The 17,904-nt window shown below is 67.2% G+C and carries 18 protein-coding genes; 11 read left to right on the top strand and 7 right to left on the bottom strand.

Features of this window, described 5'->3' with window-relative positions:
• Positions 1–58 precede the first annotated feature (58 nt).
• Positions 59–1,174 (top strand): PA0069 family radical SAM protein, encoded by a 1,116-nt coding sequence (locus ACFOD4_RS17865; RefSeq protein ID WP_379598586.1) that lies wholly within the window; start codon positions 59–61, stop codon positions 1,172–1,174.
• A 27-nt stretch (positions 1,175–1,201) separates the two neighbouring features.
• Here the strand turns inward: ACFOD4_RS17865 and ACFOD4_RS17860 are convergent, their stop codons facing one another.
• The 3 genes from ACFOD4_RS17860 to ACFOD4_RS17850 all read right to left on the bottom strand — a co-directional run bounded on the left by ACFOD4_RS17860 (position 1,202) and on the right by ACFOD4_RS17850 (position 2,365).
• Positions 1,202–1,666 carry a DUF2214 domain-containing protein gene (locus ACFOD4_RS17860; protein ID WP_379598584.1) on the bottom strand — a complete coding sequence of 155 codons (465 nt, stop codon included), beginning with the start codon at positions 1,664–1,666 and terminating at the stop codon, positions 1,202–1,204.
• A 2-nt stretch (positions 1,667–1,668) separates the two neighbouring features.
• Positions 1,669–2,061 carry a DUF6152 family protein gene (locus ACFOD4_RS17855; protein WP_379598583.1) on the bottom strand — a complete coding sequence of 131 codons (393 nt, stop codon included), beginning with the start codon at positions 2,059–2,061 and terminating at the stop codon, positions 1,669–1,671.
• Between the two features lie 67 nt (positions 2,062–2,128).
• Positions 2,129–2,365 (bottom strand): CsbD family protein, encoded by a 237-nt coding sequence (locus ACFOD4_RS17850; protein WP_379598582.1) that lies wholly within the window; start codon positions 2,363–2,365, stop codon positions 2,129–2,131.
• Positions 2,366–2,484: 119 nt separating this feature from the next.
• On the opposite strand from ACFOD4_RS17850, the gene ACFOD4_RS17845 reads away from it, so the two are divergent.
• The 4 genes from ACFOD4_RS17845 to ACFOD4_RS17830 all read left to right on the top strand — a co-directional run bounded on the left by ACFOD4_RS17845 (position 2,485) and on the right by ACFOD4_RS17830 (position 7,994).
• On the top strand, positions 2,485–3,687 hold the full coding sequence (locus tag ACFOD4_RS17845; RefSeq protein ID WP_379598580.1) for a CCA tRNA nucleotidyltransferase: 1,203 nt from the start codon (positions 2,485–2,487) through the stop codon (positions 3,685–3,687).
• Positions 3,688–3,889: 202 nt separating this feature from the next.
• Positions 3,890–5,221 (top strand): MFS transporter, encoded by a 1,332-nt coding sequence (locus ACFOD4_RS17840; protein WP_379598578.1) that lies wholly within the window; start codon positions 3,890–3,892, stop codon positions 5,219–5,221.
• Between the two features lie 185 nt (positions 5,222–5,406).
• The gene (locus ACFOD4_RS17835) at positions 5,407–6,165 is read left to right on the top strand and encodes a bestrophin-like domain (protein ID WP_379598577.1); all 759 of its coding nucleotides are present in this window, start codon (positions 5,407–5,409) and stop codon (positions 6,163–6,165) included.
• A gap of 71 nt (positions 6,166–6,236) precedes the next feature.
• Positions 6,237–7,994 carry an ABC transporter ATP-binding protein gene (locus tag ACFOD4_RS17830; RefSeq protein ID WP_379598576.1) on the top strand — a complete coding sequence of 586 codons (1,758 nt, stop codon included), beginning with the start codon at positions 6,237–6,239 and terminating at the stop codon, positions 7,992–7,994.
• 15 nt (positions 7,995–8,009) lie between these two features.
• On the opposite strand, the gene ACFOD4_RS17825 is transcribed toward ACFOD4_RS17830, so the two are convergent.
• From ACFOD4_RS17825 to ACFOD4_RS17815, 3 genes are all read right to left on the bottom strand, one after another.
• A complete protein-coding gene (locus ACFOD4_RS17825; protein WP_379598574.1) occupies positions 8,010–8,564 on the bottom strand; it encodes a DUF1003 domain-containing protein in 555 nt (184 codons plus the stop codon).
• 86 nt (positions 8,565–8,650) lie between these two features.
• Positions 8,651–9,268 carry a flavin reductase family protein gene (locus ACFOD4_RS17820; RefSeq protein WP_379598573.1) on the bottom strand — a complete coding sequence of 206 codons (618 nt, stop codon included), beginning with the start codon at positions 9,266–9,268 and terminating at the stop codon, positions 8,651–8,653.
• Between the two features lie 45 nt (positions 9,269–9,313).
• Positions 9,314–9,982, bottom strand: coding sequence for a tyrosine-protein phosphatase (locus ACFOD4_RS17815; RefSeq protein WP_379598572.1), 669 nt, complete (start codon positions 9,980–9,982; stop codon positions 9,314–9,316).
• Positions 9,983–10,352: 370 nt separating this feature from the next.
• On the opposite strand from ACFOD4_RS17815, the gene ACFOD4_RS17810 reads away from it, so the two are divergent.
• Both ACFOD4_RS17810 and ACFOD4_RS17805 read left to right on the top strand, forming a co-directional pair.
• Entirely contained in the window at positions 10,353–11,387 is a 1,035-nt protein-coding gene (locus tag ACFOD4_RS17810; protein WP_379598571.1) for a tripartite tricarboxylate transporter substrate binding protein, read from the top strand.
• 15 nt (positions 11,388–11,402) lie between these two features.
• Positions 11,403–12,722, top strand: a complete 1,320-nt coding sequence (locus tag ACFOD4_RS17805; protein WP_379598570.1) for an LLM class flavin-dependent oxidoreductase — start codon at positions 11,403–11,405, stop codon at positions 12,720–12,722.
• A gap of 244 nt (positions 12,723–12,966) precedes the next feature.
• Here ACFOD4_RS17805 and hemF read toward each other — a convergent pair whose 3' ends face one another.
• Positions 12,967–13,884 (bottom strand): oxygen-dependent coproporphyrinogen oxidase, encoded by a 918-nt coding sequence (gene hemF / locus ACFOD4_RS17800; RefSeq protein ID WP_379598568.1) that lies wholly within the window; start codon positions 13,882–13,884, stop codon positions 12,967–12,969.
• Between the two features lie 305 nt (positions 13,885–14,189).
• Between hemF and petA the strand changes: the two genes are divergently transcribed.
• The 4 genes from petA to ACFOD4_RS17780 all read left to right on the top strand — a co-directional run bounded on the left by petA (position 14,190) and on the right by ACFOD4_RS17780 (position 17,845).
• Positions 14,190–14,762 carry a ubiquinol-cytochrome c reductase iron-sulfur subunit gene (gene petA, locus ACFOD4_RS17795; protein WP_379598566.1) on the top strand — a complete coding sequence of 191 codons (573 nt, stop codon included), beginning with the start codon at positions 14,190–14,192 and terminating at the stop codon, positions 14,760–14,762.
• An 11-nt stretch (positions 14,763–14,773) separates the two neighbouring features.
• Complete coding sequence (locus ACFOD4_RS17790; RefSeq protein WP_379598565.1) at positions 14,774–16,042, top strand: cytochrome b; 1,269 nt, start codon at positions 14,774–14,776, stop codon at positions 16,040–16,042.
• Positions 16,042–16,833 (top strand): cytochrome c1, encoded by a 792-nt coding sequence (locus tag ACFOD4_RS17785; protein ID WP_379598564.1) that lies wholly within the window; start codon positions 16,042–16,044, stop codon positions 16,831–16,833. Before ACFOD4_RS17790 ends, ACFOD4_RS17785 begins: the two co-directional genes overlap by 1 nt.
• Before the next feature lie 127 nt (positions 16,834–16,960).
• Positions 16,961–17,845, top strand: a complete 885-nt coding sequence (locus tag ACFOD4_RS17780) for an S-methyl-5'-thioadenosine phosphorylase (RefSeq protein WP_379598562.1) — start codon at positions 16,961–16,963, stop codon at positions 17,843–17,845.
• The last annotated feature ends 59 nt before the right edge of the window (positions 17,846–17,904 follow it).

The following is a 17,904-nucleotide window of genomic DNA, read 5'->3' as shown; positions in this document are numbered from 1 at the left end:
CTTGACGCCTCTTGCATTTCTTGCGCAGAGTCGGTCCGAACGAAAGAGGAACATGTCCATGCCGGAGGGCAGCATCGCTGTGTCCAGCCCCCTGGACGGCGCCCGCAAGGGGCGGGGTGCCACCCGCAACCCGCCCGTTCGTTTCGACCGACAGGCCACGGCGGCCTTCGACGATGGCTGGCAGACCCTGGAAAACAGCTTCGCCGAACTGCCACCGCTGCCAACTACCCTGACCAAGGACGCCAGCCGCAGCGCCATCAGCTGGAACAACTCCCCCGATCTTGGCTTTGACCGGGCCGTGAATCCTTATCGCGGCTGCGAACATGGCTGCGTTTATTGTTACGCCCGACCGAGCCACGCCTATCTGGGTCTCTCACCCGGGCTGGATTTCGAAACGCGGCTACTGTTCAAGCCGGATGTTGCCGCGTTGCTGGAGAAGGAACTGCGCAAGCCGGGTTATGTGCCCCGCCCGATTGCGCTGGGCTCCAATACCGATCCCTATCAGCCCGTGGAACGTCAGCTCAAGCTGACCCGTGCGGTGCTGGAGGTGCTGGAACGGTTCGGCCATCCCGCCACCATTGTCACCAAATCCGCCGGCGTGTTGCGCGATCTCGATATCCTCCGGCGCATGGCCGCACGTGGGCTGATGCGCGTCTGCTTTTCCATCACGACTCTGGATCCGAAGCTGGCGCGCATCCTGGAGCCCCGCGCCGCCGCGCCGGAGCGGCGGCTGCAGGCGGTGCGGCAACTCACCGAGGCCGGCATTCCCACCGCCGTGCTGGCCGCGCCCATGATCCCCGCCGTCAATGACATGGAGCTGGAGCGCATTCTGGAGCGCGCCGCCGCCGCAGGAGCTACGCGCGCCGGTTACGTGTTGCTGCGCCTGCCGCTGGAGATCGCCGGCTTGTTCGAGGACTGGTTGCGCGCGCACATGCCTGACCGGGCCGAGCGGGTGCTCGCCCTGGTGCGGCAGACACGCGGTGGCCGCCTTTACGATGGGGATTTCGCACAGCGCATGAAGGGTTCGGGCCCTTACGCCGAGATGCTGGCCAACCGGTTTCGTGTCGCTTCTCGCCGGCTGGGCTTTGATCGGTGGTCACAGGGAGCGCTGGATTGCGGGCAGTTCGCTGTTCCCGACGGTGTCGGCACCAAGGGCCAGATGTCGCTGTTCTGAGTCAGGCATTCCGCGGCCTTGGCGGGTTCATTGCAGGAATCCGATCCAGCGTCCGGCCAAAAGCGCCCCCAACCAGCATGCCAGGGACAAACCCGCCGCGAACTTCAGCCTGGGGCGCGGCGGGGTGCCTGACAAGGCTTCGTGCCAGGCGGCACTCCGGTGCAGCAGCAGGGCGTTGGCGATGCCCACGGTGACCAGGGCCAGCTTGGTCAGCAGCGCGGGGTTGGCCAGGTAGTCGGCAGGACGGGTGCTGAACAGCAGGAAGCCGGTGAGTAGCGCCAGGCTGAGCCCGCCGGCGGCCACCCGCCAGAGCGGCGGGGCCAGTGCGGCCAGCGGCTGCTGCCGGAACAGGCCAAGCAGGCGCAGATCGAGCGTGGCAATCGTGCCGATCAGCAGGGCAATGCCCAGGATGTGCGCAGCATTCACCAGCGGGTAAAGGAGGGCGCCCTCGCGGATGGCCGCGGCCACTCCCCACTCGGAAAGGGCCTGCAAGATCAGGTGCGGATGCGCTCGGGGTAGATGTCGTAGGTGCGGCCGTTCACCGAGACGCGCACGGCTTTCAGCCGTTTCTCGTTCGCGTCGCGTGAACGGTTGCCGAGGGCGGTGATCTGGTCGCCTACCTTGGCGGATTCGGCCGAAAATCCCGCTCGGCTCGTCTGCGAAGGGTTGCCCAGCTCCACCGTCCACATTCCGTCGGGCATTTCCACCTGAAGGGTGGGGTGCGGCTGCCCGATATAAACATTGCGGACGGTGCCGGTCATTTCCACCTGCTCACCCTCCGCCCAGGACCAGCCGTGATGCGCGGACGCATCGCTGGCCAGAACCAGGGTTCCCAGGGTGAAGGCGCCCCCGCTCATCAGGGCCTGGCGGCGTGTGAAGGAAGGCATGGGCGGCGTCTCCTGAACCTGTTCCGGATGAAATTGAGTTCAGGGTCGGCCGCCGCAAGGCCATGCGTCAGAGAATGCGGAGGCGACCCAGGATGTAGCCGATGCCGGCCGCGATCGCGAGCGAGGTCAGCGGCTGCTCCCGCACGCTCTCGCACATCTGCCCGACCATGTTCTCGGCCGAGCCGGCGCCCTGGTTGTACATGCCCCGCGCGCGGTACTCGGCATTGCCGGTGATGGCGCCGGCAGCCTCCTGCGCCCGGCCCAGGCCTTCGCGGGCGGCGCCGGTCACGCGGTTCTCGTCCATAAGCATCTCCTGTCCTTTGGTGCCACACGGGATTCCGGCGGCGTGCCCGGCAAACGCGGCAGCGGGGCAATTGGATGCGTGGTTGCGCGCGGCCTCGCCACATGCTGGCCTGCCGCGCCATGACCGACCCTTCCGACCCGCCAGTTGTCCGCATCGATCCACCCGAGATGCTTCGGCAAGGCGCGCCGGCGGCGGTTCTGGCGGCGCTGCCGGGTGCACGTGCTGTGGGCGGTGCCGTGCGCGATGCACTTGCCGGACGCCCGGTGCATGACGTGGATGTGGCCGCGCCCCTGCCGCCCGACGCCATCGCGGCACGGCTACGGGAAGCGGGACTGAAGGTTTTCGAGACCGGCCTGCAACACGGCACCGTCACCGCCGTGCTGAACCGGGAGCCGGTCGAAGTGACCAGCCTGCGCCGCGATGTGCTGACCGACGGCCGACATGCCACCGTGGCCTGGACAGAAGATTGGCGGGAAGATGCAGCGCGCCGCGACTTCACGATCAACGCCCTTTCGATGGATGGAGAAGGGCGGATCTGGGATTATTTCGGCGGGCGCGAGGATTTGGCCGCCGGGTTGGTGCGGTTTGTCGGCGACCCGGCCACTCGCCTCGCCGAGGATTATCTCCGGTTGCTCCGGTTTTTCCGCTTCCACGCGCGCTATGGGCGCGGGGCGCCTGATGCTGCCGCTCTGACGGCCATTCGCGCCGCTATTCCCGGACTGGCCCGCCTGTCCGCCGAACGGGTCTGGATGGAGCTGAAGCGCCTCCTGGAAGGTACCGATCCGGCTCCGACACTGGAGCTGATGCGCGAGTCGGGAGTTTTGCAGGCGGTGTTGCCCGAGGCCGGCTGCGTCGCGGCGGTGGCCCGGCTTGGCGCCCCGCCCGACCCCGTGCTGCGGCTGGCGGTGCTTCTGAACGGGGCAGGCGGCGCCGAGCACCTGATCCGCCGCCTTCGTTTGTCGGGCGATGAAGCGAAGCGGCTGCGCACCCTGTTGGCGGTTCCTGCACCGGCGCCGGAAACCTCAGGCGATGACCTGCGGCGGCTGCTGGCCGATGTTGCGCCCCCAATCGCCACGGACCTCGCCTGGGCTGCAGAGGCTTGGGATGGTCGGGATCGGGCCGCCCTCCGCCGTCGTATTGCGGATACGCCCGCTCCGGTGTTTCCGCTGCAGGGCCGGGATGCGCTGGAACTCGGCATTTCCCCCGGCCCGGCCATGGGACGTGCTTTGGCCGAAGCGAGGCGGTGGTGGTGGGAGGGCGGCTGCACCGCCTCCGCCTCGGCGTGCCGCACCATGCTGCGGCACGCCGCGGGCCTTCAATGAAGTGCCGGGAACGTTTGCGGACAGCTGTGTAATCGTTCTCAGAACTGCTGGCGGTGCATTGCTGCCTTTCCCAATCCATGCTCCTTCCTACCGCATCCACGACCTAAAATTCCAAGATCGACCGGCCGCGCGACATGAAGTTTAAGCCGCCGGATCGGCCTGCAATAGACCGGGCATTTCGTCCGAATTCTTGGATGGTGGCATGAGCGAGCAAGGGATGGCCGGGCAGGTGAACCGGAACCTCAACCGGCGGGATGTCCGCACGCTGACCCTTGCCTCGCTTGGCGGCGCGCTGGAATTCTACGACTTCATTATCTTTGTCTTTTTCGCGGCCGCCATCTCGCATCTGTTCTTCCCACCCGGCATGCCGGACTGGCTGCAGCAGATGCAGACCTTCGGCATCTTCGCTGCTGGATACCTGGCCCGTCCGCTCGGCGGGCTGATCATGGCGCATTTCGGCGATCGGGTCGGCCGGAAGAAGATGTTCACCTTCTCCATTCTGCTGATGGCCGTGCCAACCCTGCTGATCGGCCTCACCCCCACCTATGCCACGCTGGGCTATGCCGCGCCGGTGCTGCTGTTGATCTTCCGCATGATGCAGGGCGCGGCGATCGGCGGCGAAGGGCCGGGCGCCTGGGTCTTCGTGGCCGAGCACGCGCCGAAGCGCCATGTGGGCCTTGCCATCGGCATGCTGACCGGCGGGCTGACAGGGGGCATCATGCTCGGCTCACTGATGGCCACCGCCATCAACACCGCCTTCACGCCGGAGGAGGTCAGCGGCTTCGCCTGGCGCATTCCCTTTCTGATCGGCGGCGTGTTCGGGCTGTTGGCCATGTACCTGCGTCGTTTCCTGCACGAAACGCCGATCTTCGAGGAACTGCGTCAGCGCGCGGCGCTGTCACGCGAACTGCCGGTGAAACAGGTCCTGGCCGGGCATGGCCGAGGCGTGGTCGTCTCCATGGCGTTGACCTGGATGCTGTCGGCGGCCGTGGTGGTGGTGATCCTGATGACGCCCACACTGTTGCAGAAGATGTACGGCTTCACGCCGGCCGAGACGTTGCGGGCGAATCTGGCAGGCACCTTCACCCTCACCGTTTCGGCCGTTCTGTGCGGCGCGCTGATGGACCGCTTCGGCAGCCTGAAGGTCGGGCTGATCGGCTGCGTCGGGCTGATCTCCGCGACCTATGCCCTGTATATTGGTGCCGGACTGCGGCCGGACCTGCTGGTGCCGCTTTATGCCGTGGCAGGTGCGGCTGTCGGCATCATCACCGTCACACCCTTCGTGATGATCCACTCCTTTCCAGCTCCCATCCGCTTCTCGGGCGTCTCCTTCGCCTACAACATGTCCTACGCCATCTTCGGCGGACTGACGCCGTTGCTGGTGTCGGTCCTGGTTCCGCTGGATCGCCTGGGTCCGGCGCACTATGTGGGGATCGTTACGCTGCTCTGCGGCATGTTGACGCTGGTCATCAATGCCCGCGCGATGCCGCGCCTCGATACCCTGGCCCCGGAAGCCCGAGGGGCGGCCCGCTGAAGCCTGTCTCCTTCTGCCGATCCTCCGCCCTGGCCGTTTCCATTCTTCCACCGTAATATTCCGTTCTGGCGCCGCAGGGTGAAGACGGATCGGCGAACATCCGGCAAGGATGGAGCGGAGGGCGATGAAGAGAGCTGTGGCCGCAGCGGTGCATGTTCAGGCGGCTTGGCCGGGTGGGTGAAGGCATGCCGGCTGTTGTGGGCCTCGCGGCTGCGGCCTGTGTTTTCGCCGGCGCAGTTGGCGGCCTGTATCTCCACCGCCTGTTGCCGCCGGAGCATGTGACCAAGGAAACCCAGGAAGTGATCCGGCTCTGCACCGGCAGCCTGTCGGTGCTGGCGGCGCTCGTTCTGGGGCTGCTGATCACAACCGCCCGAACCTCCTCCGACACCACCACGCGGGAAGTGCAGAATTTTGCGGCCGAGCTGGTGATCCTGGATGGTGTCCTGCGGGACTACGGGCCGGAAGCGGATGCCGCACGCGCGCGGCTGCGTGCCTTTGCCCAACAGTTCAAGCGGGATATCTGGCCAGGAACGCAACATGCTCCGGCACATCCCTCCGCTCCTGCTGCAGGCGCGATGCTGGAAGAAGTCCGGCGCATGATCCGGTCGCTGGTGCCTCAGGCCATCCGCGCTCAACAGCTGCAGCTTCAGGCCACGCAGAGCGCGGCCCAGTTATTGCGGCAGCGTCAGGTGCTGATCGAGCAGGATGCGCCCACCGTGCAGCCGCTGATCCTGGGCTGGGCCGTTATTCTTGTGACCCTGATCTTCGCCAGCTTCGGGTTGAACATGCCGATCAACCGCGTGGTCCTGATGGCATTCCTGCTGTCGGCTCTGGCGATCGGCAGCGCCGTCTTCATTATCATGGAAATCGACAGCCCGTTCAGCGGGTTGTTGGTGATGTCCGACCGGCCCATGGCGAGCGCCCTGGCCGAGCTGAACCGGTGAGCCGCCCGGTTCCGGCCTGCTGGATGGCGACGCTTCTTTCCCGCCACGCCTATCCGCTCTAAGCGCGGCGCATGGCCGCCCCCCTTCCGCTTCCCGAAACCACCCGTGCCCTGACCCTTCGCCTGTGGCGCGACTATGTGCGCCATCGGCGTGGCGGCATCCTGATGGCACTGCTCTGCACCGCGGCACTGGCAGGCTTCACCGCGCTCTACCCGGTGGTGATCCAACAGAGCTTCGACCTGTTCACGGCTGGCGACGCCCGAATCGTGTGGCTGGTGCCGCCGGTCATCATCTTGATCACCGCCCTGAAATCCTTGGCACAGTTCGGGCAGGCCGTGGCTGTGCAGGGGGTGGTGCTGCGGGTGATCGAAGGGCTGCAGAACGACCTGTTCCGCGCCTATGCCCGCGCCGACCTGGCGCAGATCGCCACCGAGGCGCCGGCGCGCGCCGCTGCCCGCTTCACCGCTGACGCCCAGGCCATCCGTGAGGCGTTGACCAAGGCCATCAACGCCCTGGCCGACGGGCTGACGGTGATCGGTCTGGCCATCTCCATGGTGTGGCTGGACTGGCAGATGAGCCTGATCCTGGTGTTTCTCTATCCCGTGGCGGTGGTGCCTATCAACCGGCTGGGCAAACGCATCCGCCGTGCCTCGGGCGGCATGCAGGAGCGGGTGGGCGAGACGGCGGCGATGCTGACTGAGAGCTTTTCCGCCGCCCGCATGGTGCGTGCCTACGGGCTGGAGCGGCAGGAGGAGGCTCGCGCTGCCGGCGCCTTCGCCGATCTTCGCCGCGCGCTCTACACCATTGTCCGCACCCGCTCGATGCTGGACCCGATCCTGGAAGCGCTGGGCGGCATCGCCGTCGCGGGCGTGCTGGCCTTTGTCGGCTGGAAGGTGGCCACCGATCGCGGCACGGTGGGCGAGTTCACCGGCTTCATCACCGCGCTGCTGCTGGCGACGCGGCCGATGCGCTCCCTCGGCTCCCTGAACGCCGCTTTGCAGGAAGGCTTCGGCGGATTGATCCGCGTCTTCGCCATGATGGATCGCAGGCCCAGCATCACCGCGCCCGAAGGAGCGCTGCCCCTGCCACCCGGCCAGGGGCGCGTCGTGTTCGAGGCAGTGGGCTTTCATTATGGTGGCGACCAGCCGGCGCTGAACGATCTGAGCTTTGCCGCCGAGCCGGGGCAGACCGTGGCGCTGGTCGGCCCTTCGGGCGCTGGCAAGTCGACCGCCCTGGCGCTGCTGCCGCGCCTGTACGACGCGACGGAAGGGCGCATCACCCTGGATGGCGCCGACATCCGCGGGGTGACGCTGGAGTCCCTCCGCGCGGCAATGGCCTATGTCGGGCAGGATGCGGTGATCTTCGACGACACGGCGATGGCCAACATCGCCTGCGGGCGCCCCGGTGCCAGCCAGGCGGAGGTCGAGGAGGCCGCGCTCGCCGCTGCCGCCCACGGCTTCATCGAGGCCCTGCCGCAGGGCTATGCGACGGTGCTCGGGCCTGCCGGGTCACGCCTCTCGGGTGGCCAGCGGCAGCGCATCGCCCTGGCCCGCGCCCTGCTGCGCAACCCGCGCGTGCTTCTGCTGGACGAGGCGACCAGCGCGCTGGATGCCGAGAACGAGGCCGCCATCGGCCGGGCGCTGGAACGGCTGCGGGCCGGACGTACCACGCTGGTGGTGGCACACCGGCTGGCGACGGTGCAGCAGGCAAACCGCATCATCGTCATGCAGGATGGCCGTGCCACCGAGAGTGGCACGCATGCCGAGTTGATGGTTCGCGACGGGCTGTATGCCCGCATGGTCCGCACCCAGGCCTTCGCCGCGGAATAGCCGCGGCAGGGAGGCTCAGACGGGTGCGCCGCCTTCGCGCTGCTGCGCCTGGATCTCGTCTAGCACCGCCTCGGGCGCCACGTCCTTCCCGATCTCCTGCACTTCGGGGTCCGACCCGGCGCGGATGTCCAGTCGCTCGGCGATGGCGACCACCGTTTCCGACAGTTTGGTCAGCTCATGCTCCGTCAGCAGGCTGATCTGCAGGTCCAGGTCCGCGCGCTTGTCGGCCGCCGCCGACATGCGGTTCTGGCTGATAAGCACAAAGGTGGACAGGAAGATCGCTTCCACCGAGGCCACCATCGCCAGCACCACGAAGGAGGGATCGAAGCGCGGCACCCCGGGCACGACGCCCAGGTTGACGAGGATCCAACCTCCATAGAGCAGGATGTGCAGGTAGACGAAGCGCATGCTGCCGGTGAAGCGGGTGATGGCCTCGGCCACCCGCTCCTGCCGGGTGGCCGAAGCGGCCTCACGCCGGCGCCGTTCTTCCAGCGCCTGGATGTTGCGCCGCAAGGACTGGTTCAGGCTGTCTGGACGAGGTGGCGGTACGGTCGGGGTGGGCTTTGTCATGCGAGCGGCCTCCGACGGGCCGGGCCTCGCGGCGCCGGCCAGTGCGAACAGCAATGCCGCGGCAAAGGGTGCGGTTGCGGAAGCCCTCAGCCAGGGCGGCGCATGTCGAAGCGGTTTTCGGGGCCGATGGCGGCATAAGCGCTGGGGCCGCCGGCGCGCAGCACCACACCGGAGCCGAAGGTGTCGTAGATGCCGTCCTTCAGCAAAGCGCGGTCGATATGCACGCCCACCACCTCGCCGATCACCAGCCAGCCTTGCGCGGGGCGGCCGTCATGGCCCTTCAGGTGAATGATGTCGCTGACCTTGCATTCGAAGCTCACCGGGCTTTCCGCCACGCGCGGGGCGCCGATGATGCGGGAGGAGGCAGGGGACAGGCCTGCCGCCTCGAACTCGCTCGTGCCATAGGGCAGGGGTGCGCAGGACAGGTTCATCGCTTCGGCCAGCGCCCGGGTGGTCAGGCTCCATCCGAATTCGCCGGTTTCGCGCGCATTGCGCAGGCTGTCCTTCTCGCTGGTGGAGGAGAAGCCGACGATCGGCGGATGGTAGGAAAAGGCGTTGAAGAAGGAGTAGGGCGCGAGGTTCAGCGAGCCGTCGGCCCCGCGCGTCGAGATCCAGCCAATGGGCCGCGGCCCGACAATGGCGTTGAACGGGTCGTGCGGCAGGCCGTGCCCCCGGCGCGGTTCGTAGAAATGGCTGTCGCTCATGCGGAGTGGCTTCCTCGATTCGGGCGCGGGCCTCGGGCGGCCGCGCTACTCCCGGCGCAGGATGCCATCCACCAGGCGGTCGGCCCAGGCGCGGCTGCGGAATTGGCTTCGCAGGGCGTCCTCGTCGTAATCATCCCGAACCCAGTCAAGGAAAGGCTTCGGGCCATGCGCCCGGGTGAAGCGGGCATATTCCCGGAAAAAAGCGTCAAGAATGCCGGTCTTGGAGGCGGAAACGTGGCCGTGCCTCCAGGAGAGCTGACGCATCGCTTCTTCCACCGGGCGGTGCTGCAGCATCAGCCAAAGCCCGGCGGCGAGGCCGGTGCGGTCGGCGCCCGATTTGCAGTGGATAAGCACGGGTTCCGGCAGGTCGCGGAAGATGCCTGCCAGGCGAAGGATGCGGTCCTTGTGCGGCGCGCCGCGCGATTCCAGCGGGGCGTCCACATGTTCGAGCCCCAACTCCTGCGCCACGGCCCGGCCCAGCGCATCGGAGCCGCATTTCTCCCGGTGGCCGCGCAGGTTGATGACGCTGCGGATGCCGACGCCCTGGACCGCTCGGCGGAACTGCCAGGGGGAGGGATGGTTCGAGCGGTAAAGCCGCCCGGCTTCCACCACCCCCCAGTTTCGCCAGCCCAGCCGCAGCACGGCATGATCGACAAACAGGCTGTTGATCCAGGCGGCGCGGCGCCCGGCCGTGGTGGAAAGGTCCTGGGCCATGCCAAGCGGTATGGTGGCGTCGCCGTTCCGCCGCAAGGGTTCGGGCGGACATCGACGCAATCGGTGGCCAGCGCGCGTCGTTGCGGGGGAAGACACTGTGGGGAAAAGGCGTTCCGCCTGGATCGCCGCCGTGGTGATGCCTCCACTCGCAGCTTGTTCATTCACCGCCTGGGTATTTGCACGATGAAATATCGTGGTTCAGGGTGGATAAAGTCCATGAGAATGTCACCGCCAGCACACGGCGGCTGGCCTCGGGTTGCCGCTTTCCAGCGGATCCAACAGCTCCGCCATGGCCAAGGGATCCTGAAATACGATGGACTTTGCTGGTTACAGAATTAAACCTTCAGATATCGTGTATCAGAGGATGGTCATGCAGCGCATCACGGCCCGTTCCGAAGCTTTGTTTCTCCCGCGTCGCCGCCTGCTGCAGGGCGGTGCCGCCATGGTCGCGGGGCTGGGCGCCTTGGCAGCGCGTGCACCGGCCATCGCCCAGGGACAGCCCCGGAATGATGGATTTCCACTCCGTCCCATCACCCTGACGGTTCCGTTTCCGCCCGGCGGCGGTGTGGACACCATCGCACGCGCCGTGTCCGAGCGGATGGGCCGCATCCTCGGCACCACCATCATCGTGGACAACAAGCCGGGTGGTTCGACCTCGCTGGCTGCGGCTCAAGTGTCACGCGCCGCGCCGGATGGCTATTCGCTGTTCATTGCGACGCCGGCCAGTTCCATCAACCCGGTCTTCCAGCCGGACCTGCCGCCGGGCGATACGCGCAAGGCCTTCACGCCCATCGGCGCCGTGGCGCGGCTGCCTTACGTGCTGGTTACCGGCCCCGGTCTTCCGGCCGAGGATGTGGCGGGACTGATCGCCTGGTCCAAGGCCAATCCCGGTGCGCTCAACCTGGGTAATTCCGGCGCCGCGACTGCGCCGCGCTTTGCCGCCGAGCTGCTGGCCTTCCAGGCCGGGCTGAAGCTGGTGACCGTGCCCTACAAAGGTGGCGCGGCGGAAATGCTCGACATCACCAGCGGCCGGCTGCACGGCGCCTTCGCCCAGATGATCGAGGTGCTGCCGATGCTGGAGAATGGTGCCAGGGCACTGGCCGTCAGCAGCCCGCAGCGCAGCCCGCGCCTTCCCGACGTGCCGGCGCTGGCGGAAACCCTGCCGGGCTTCGACGTCACCAGCTGGAACGGGCTCTTCGCCCCGCCAGGCACGCCTGCTCCGGTGGTGGCACGGCTCAACGCCGCGCTGAACGAGGCTGTGGCGGACCCGGATCTGCGTCGCCGCTTCGCCGAGGAGGGGGTGGAATTCGTGGGTGGACGGCCTGAGGATCTGGCGCAGCGACTGGATTCCGAGATCGCCAAGTGGACCCGGCTGCGGGAGAGCGCCAATCTGCGCCTCGACTGAGCGGGAGACACGAGCATGACCACCCCCTTGATGCGCCTGGGGCTGTTCCTCCAGGGCGCCGGGCACCACGTCGCCGGCTGGCGCCATCCGGAGGCGGATTCGGGCGGCGAGAATGTCGGCCTGATCCAGCGCGTCGCCGCAACCGCCGAGGCCGGCAAGTTCGACCTGTTATTTCTGGCCGATGGACTGACCACGGGCGCCGACGCCCACCCTTCGGCCATGGCGCGGATCGAGCCGCTTTCCCTGCTGTCCGCGCTGTCGATGACGACAAAGCATATCGGCCTCGCCGCAACCGCCTCAACCACCTATGGCGAGCCCTTCAGCACGGCGCGGGTTTTCGCCTCGCTGGACCACCTTTCGGGTGGGCGCGCCGGCTGGAACGCCGTGACCACCTCCTATTCCCGCTCGGCGGCGAATTTCACCCGTGGCGAGCACCCGGCGCATGACGAGCGCTATGCCATCGCCGAGGAATTCATCGACGTGGTGCGCGGCCTCTGGGACAGCTTCGCCGACGACGCCTTCATCAAGGACAAGGCGAGCGGCCACTACATCCGGCCCGACTCGATCCACACCCTGGACCACAAGGGGCACTACTTCTCCGTGAAGGGGCCGCTCAACGTATCCCGTTCGCCTCAGGGGCATCCGGTGATCATCCAGGCCGGCTCCTCCGCGCCCGGCCAGCGCCTGGCGGCCCGCACGGCCGACATGGTGTTCACCGCGCAGCAAACGCTGGAAGAGGGCCGGGCCTTCACCCAAGGGCTGAAGCGGCAGGTGCGCGAGGCCGGTCGCAATCCCGACCACCTGCTGGTGCTGCCGGGCGTCTGCCCGGTGGTCGGCGCCACCGAGGCCGAGGCAAGGTCGCTGTACGCCGAATTGCAGGGCGGCATCGACCCGGCGGCGGCGACGCGCCTGCTGTCAGACCGGCTGGGCCACGACATCTCCGGCTTCGACCTGGACGGTCCCTTGCCGGACCTGCCCGAGTCGGACCAGTTGCAGAGCCGCGCCAAGCTGCTGACCGACCTGGCCCGCACCCAGAAGCTGACGTTGCGGGAACTGTACTACCTGGTGGCCGGGGCGCGCGGGCACCGCATCGTCTGGGGCACGCCCGAGCAGATCGCCGATGCGCTGGAAAGCTGGTTCCGCGCCGAGGCCTGCGACGGCTTCAACATCATGCCGCCCTTTTTCCCGACCCAGTTCGAGCGCTTCGTGGAAGACGTGCTGCCGGTCCTGCGCAGGCGGGGCCTGGCCCGCACGGACTATGATGGACCGACGCTGCGGGAGAACCTCGGCCTGCCGCGGCCAGCAAATCGCTTCTTTTCGGAGCAGGCGGCCTGAAAGGGAGGGTGGAGGGGCACTCCCGCGTGTCCCGCCGCAATGGTGGAACCACCTCGTCCCCCGAACGGAGCGGTCCTTTTGAAGAACATGCCGGAGGGCAGGCCTCAGGCAACCGCGGATTCGAGCTGGTGACCGCGACAGAATCCGCTGAACGCGGCCGCGGCGGGCCTTCGCGCCAAGGGAGGGGGAAGCTGGGGAGCCACCCCTTCTTTCGGCGGAAGTCCAGGGGCGATGCCCCTGGCGATCAGGGCCAGCGCACTTCCGGCGGCATGGACATCAGGATCGCCTCCGTGTTCCCGCCGGTCCTGAGCCCGAACAGCGTGCCGCGATCGTGCAGCAGGTTGAACTCCACGTAGCGTCCACGGCGGATGAGTTGGTGCTCTCGCTCGGCCTCGGTCCATGGTTCGTGCATGCGGCGGCGGATAATGGCGGGGTAGGCGGACAGAAAGGCCTTACCTACGTCGCGGGTGAAGGCGAAGTGGTCTTCCAGCCGCTCGCCGCCTGGATCGTCGCGGCCCAGCCAGTCGTAGAAGATGCCGCCCAGCCCGCGCGGCTCGTTGCGGTGGGGCAGAAAGAAATACTCGTCGCACCACTGCTTGAAGCGCGGATAGTGCTCTGGGTCATGCCGGTCGCAGGCGGCCTTGTATGCGGCGTGGAAGGCGGCGGCGTCTTCCAGCGACTCCGGCGCATCCATGGTCATGGGCGTGAGGTCGCCGCCGCCGCCGAACCAGGCGCGGCTAGTCACGATGAAGCGGGTGTTCATGTGCGCCGCAGGCACGCGGGGGGAACGCATATGCGCGACAAGCGACACACCCGTGGCCATGAAGCGAGGGTCTTCGGCGGCACCCGGGATCTGCTTGCGGAATTCCGGGCTGAACTCGCCCCAAACGGTGGAAACGTTGACCCCGACCTTCTCGAACACCCGGCCGCGCATCACGGACATGACGCCGCCGCCTCCTGGCCCACCGCCCTCCGGGCCTTCGCCGCTAGGTCGGTCCCAGGGCTGACGCTCGAATCGGCCGGGGGGAAGGGCCGCATGGGGGCCGGTGGCCAGATCGTCCTCGATCGTCTCGAAGGCGGTGCAGAGCCGGTCGCGCAGCGACTCGAACCAGGAGCGCGCAGGCTGGGCGAGCGGATGATCCATCGGAGTGGTGTCAGGCATGGCGATCCTCACGACGGTAGGCAGGCGGGGGCTAGCGCCTGGCCGGGCCCGGCGCAACGGCGGAAGCAGGGGCGTTCCACCATGAAAGCCGCGTTTCAGCCTCGCTAAGGCGCGGGCTGGCGATTGCCACCTTCTCTGACGTGCCCTTAATATGTCGGTGGCGCATGGATCGCCGGGCTCCCACGCAGGTCCAAGGGCGGAAGGGGGTCTGGAAGGATGTGCGCTGCCGCCAGTTGCGGCCAATGATTTGCGGCGTCCCCGCCTGCCTGGAGACCGGGGTCAGCCGCCATAAGGGACGATGAGGCATGGCTGATACGCTGGCGCCGACACGTTCCCCGGCCACGGGTGAACCCCATGGCCAGCCGGAGGGGACGAAGCGCGACTTTCTGAAACTGGTGACGGGGTCGTTTGCCGCCGTCGGCGTGGGTGCCATTGTCTGGCCCTTCATCGCGTCGATGAACCCGGCAAAGGACGTGCTGGCGCTGGCCAGCACGGACGTGACGCTGGACCATATCGCCGAAGGGCAGGCCGTCACGGTGATGTGGCGTGGCAAGCCCGTTTTCGTGCGCCACCGCACCGCGGCCGAGATCCAGGAGGCCAAGGACGTGCCGCTGGGCCAGCTGCGCGATCCGGCGAGCGACCAGGACCGGGTGCAACGCGAACCCTGGCTGGTGGTGGTCGGCGTCTGCACCCATCTCGGCTGCGTGCCGCTGGGGCAGAAATCGACCGACCCGCGTGGCGATTACGGCGGCTGGTTCTGCCCCTGCCACGGCAGCCACTATGACACGGCGGGCCGCATCCGCCGCGGCCCCGCGCCGACCAACCTCGCCGTACCGGAATACGCATTCCGCTCCGACACCCAGATCCGCATCGGCTGAGGAGCAGAACCATGGCCGGCCTGCACGACAGCACTGTCACAAACCCCGTCCTGCGCTGGATCGATCAGCGCATGCCCGTCGTCACCATGATCCAAAAGGAGTATGGGAGCTTCCCGACTCCGCGGAATTTCAACTACTTCTGGAATTTCGGCGCCCTCGCCCTGATCAACCTCGTGATCATGATCGCGACGGGCATCTTCCTGGCGATGAACTACACCGCGCATACCGGACTGGCCTTCGACAGCGTCGAACGCATCATGCGCGACGTGAACTATGGCTGGCTGATCCGGTACGTTCACATGAACGGCGCCTCGATGTTCTTCATCGTTGTGCTGATCCATATCTGGCGCGGCCTGTATTACGGTTCCTACAAGAGCCCCCGCGAGCTGCTCTGGATCCTCGGCGTCACCATCTTCCTGTTGATGATGGCCACGGCCTTCATGGGCTACGTGCTGCCCTGGGGCCAGATGTCCTTCTGGGGCGCCACCGTCATCACCAACCTGTTCTCGGCCATCCCGCTGGTGGGGGATGCCATCGTCACCCTGCTCTGGGGCGGCTTCTCGGTCGACAATCCGACGCTGAACCGGTTCTTCTCCCTGCACTACCTGCTGCCCTTCGTGATCGCCGGCGTGGTGTTCCTCCACGTCGCGGCGCTGCACATCACAGGCTCCAACAACCCGCTCGGCATTGAGCCGAAGGGTCCGCAGGACACGCTGCCCTTCCACCCCTACTACACGGCCAAGGACAGCGTCGGGATCATCGTCTACTTCATCGTGTTCTCGGTTCTGGTGTTCTTCACCCCGAACTACCTGGGCCATACCGACAACTACATCCCGGCCAACCCGCTGGTGACGCCGGCGCACATCGTGCCGGAATGGTACTTCCTGCCCTTCTACGCCATTCTCCGCGCGGTGCCGAACAAGCTCGGCGGTGTGCTGATGATGTTCGGTTCCATCGCCATCCTGTTCATCCTGCCCTGGCTGGACCGCTCGCCGGTGCGCTCCATGCGCTTCCGGCCAATCGCGCGCTGGGCGCTGATGCTGTGGGGCATCAACTTCTTTGTCCTCATGTGGGCGGGCGCCATGCCGGCCGAGGGCGTCTACGTCACCATCGCGCGGCTCTCGACCGCCTATTACTTCGCCTACTTCCTCGTCATCCTGCCGCTGCTGGCCAAGGTGGAGCGGCCCTTGCCGCTGCCGGAAAGCATCAGCCAGCCGGTGACGCGAGGCGGCGGGCCACTGCCCGGCGCGGCCGTGGCCAAGCCGATGGAGAAGGCCTGATGCGCGTGCACACCCTGAAGGCAGCCGCGCTCGCCGGCCTGATGTCGATCGGCTTGGCCATGCCGGCGACCCAGGCGGCGGAAAGCGGCGTCGAACTGCCCAACACCAAGTTCTCGTTTGACGGGCCTTTCGGCACCTTCGACCGGGGCGAGCTGCAGCGCGGCTTCCAGGTCTACAAGGAAGTTTGCTCGGCCTGCCATTCCATGCGGCTGGTCTCCTACCGCAACCTGCGGGATATCGGCTTCTCGGAGCCGGAGGTGACGGCGGTCGCCGCCGGCTACCAGATCCAGGACGGTCCGAACGACGACGGCGAGATGTTCGAGCGGCCGGGACGCCCCTCAGACCGCTTCCGCAAGCCTTTCGCCAACGACTCCGCGGCGCGTGCGGCCAATAATGGTGCTCTGCCGCCCGATCTGTCGGTGATCGTCAAGGCCCGCGGGGGCGGCGCCGACTACCTTCATGCGCTTCTGGTCGGCTACGAGGATCCGCCAGCGGGTGTCACGCTGATGGAGGGGATGCACTACAACAAGTACTTCGCCGGCCATCAGATCGCCATGGCGCCGCCGCTGACCAGCGACGGCCAGGTGCAGTACGCGGATGGCACCACCGCCACCGTGGATCAGATGGCCCGCGACGTCACCGCCTTCCTGGCCTGGGCTTCCGAGCCGGAATCGGAAACCCGGCGCGCCATGGGTGTGCGGATCATCCTGTTCCTGCTGGTTCTGGGCGGGCTGACCTACACGGTGAAGCGGCGGGTCTGGGCGCGGATTGGCGGCGACCACGTGAAATAGGAACGTCATGCGGCCGGTGGCTTGCGGCCGGCCGTATCCTGCTTCAAGGACGGTCCGGCAGTGCTGCCGGGCCGGCTCCAAGGAAAGGGTCGCCACCAGGCGGCCTTTTTCGTGAGGAGCCCCCCGCATGAGCGACATGATCGAACCCGTGATCGGCCTGATCGGCGGGTCCGGCCTCTACGATATTGACGGGCTTGAGGAGCGCGAATGGCGCCGGATCGAGAGCCCCTGGGGTGAGCCCTCGGACGAGTTGCTTTTTGGCCGCCTTGGCGGAGTGCGCGTGGTGTTTCTCCCGCGCCACGGCCGCGGCCACCGGATGCCGCCCTCGGCGTTGAATTACCGCGCCAACATCGATGCTTTGAAGCGCGCCGGCGTTACCGAGATCCTCTCCATCTCGGCGGTAGGCTCGTTGAATGGCGACCTGCCGCCGGGGCATTTTGTGATCGTGGACCAGTTCATCGACCGCACCTTTGCGCGCAACAAGTCCTTCTTCGAGACGGGTTGTGTGGCGCATGTCTCGGTGGCCCACCCTGTCTGCCCCCGCCTTGGCGACGCGGCCGAGGAAGCGGCCCGCCGGATCGGGCTGAGCTACAAGCGCGGCGGCACCTATCTGGTGATGGAAGGCCCGCAATTCTCCACCAAGGCTGAAAGCGAGCTGTACCGCGCCTGGGGCTGCGACGTGATTGGCATGACCAACATGCCCGAGGCCAAGCTCGCCCGTGAAGCGGAGCTTTGCTACGCGACCATTGCCATGGTCACTGATTTCGACTGCTGGCACCCCGACCATGATGCGGTGACGGTGGATGCCGTGGTCAAGGTGATGCAAGCCAATGCCGACCGCGCGAAGGCCCTGGTGAAGACAGTGGTGCCGATGCTGGGCGTGCCGCGCGGCGCCTGTCCGGCGGGATGCGACCGTGCGCTGGAATACGCGCTGGTTACCCCGCCCGAGAAGCGCGATCCCGCCCTGATGGCGAAGCTGGACGCGGTGGCCGGGCGCGTCATGAACCGCTGAGGGTGCGTCAGACCTGAAGTCCGGAACGCCACCAGCGGTTCAATAGGTGCTGAGGTGGC

Source organism: Teichococcus globiformis (assembly GCF_042646265.1).
In the GTDB taxonomy this organism is placed as follows: Bacteria; Pseudomonadota; Alphaproteobacteria; order Acetobacterales; family Acetobacteraceae; genus Pseudoroseomonas; species Pseudoroseomonas globiformis.
Note: the sequence above shows the minus strand (reverse complement) of the source record. Positions and strands in the feature narration are given on the sequence as shown.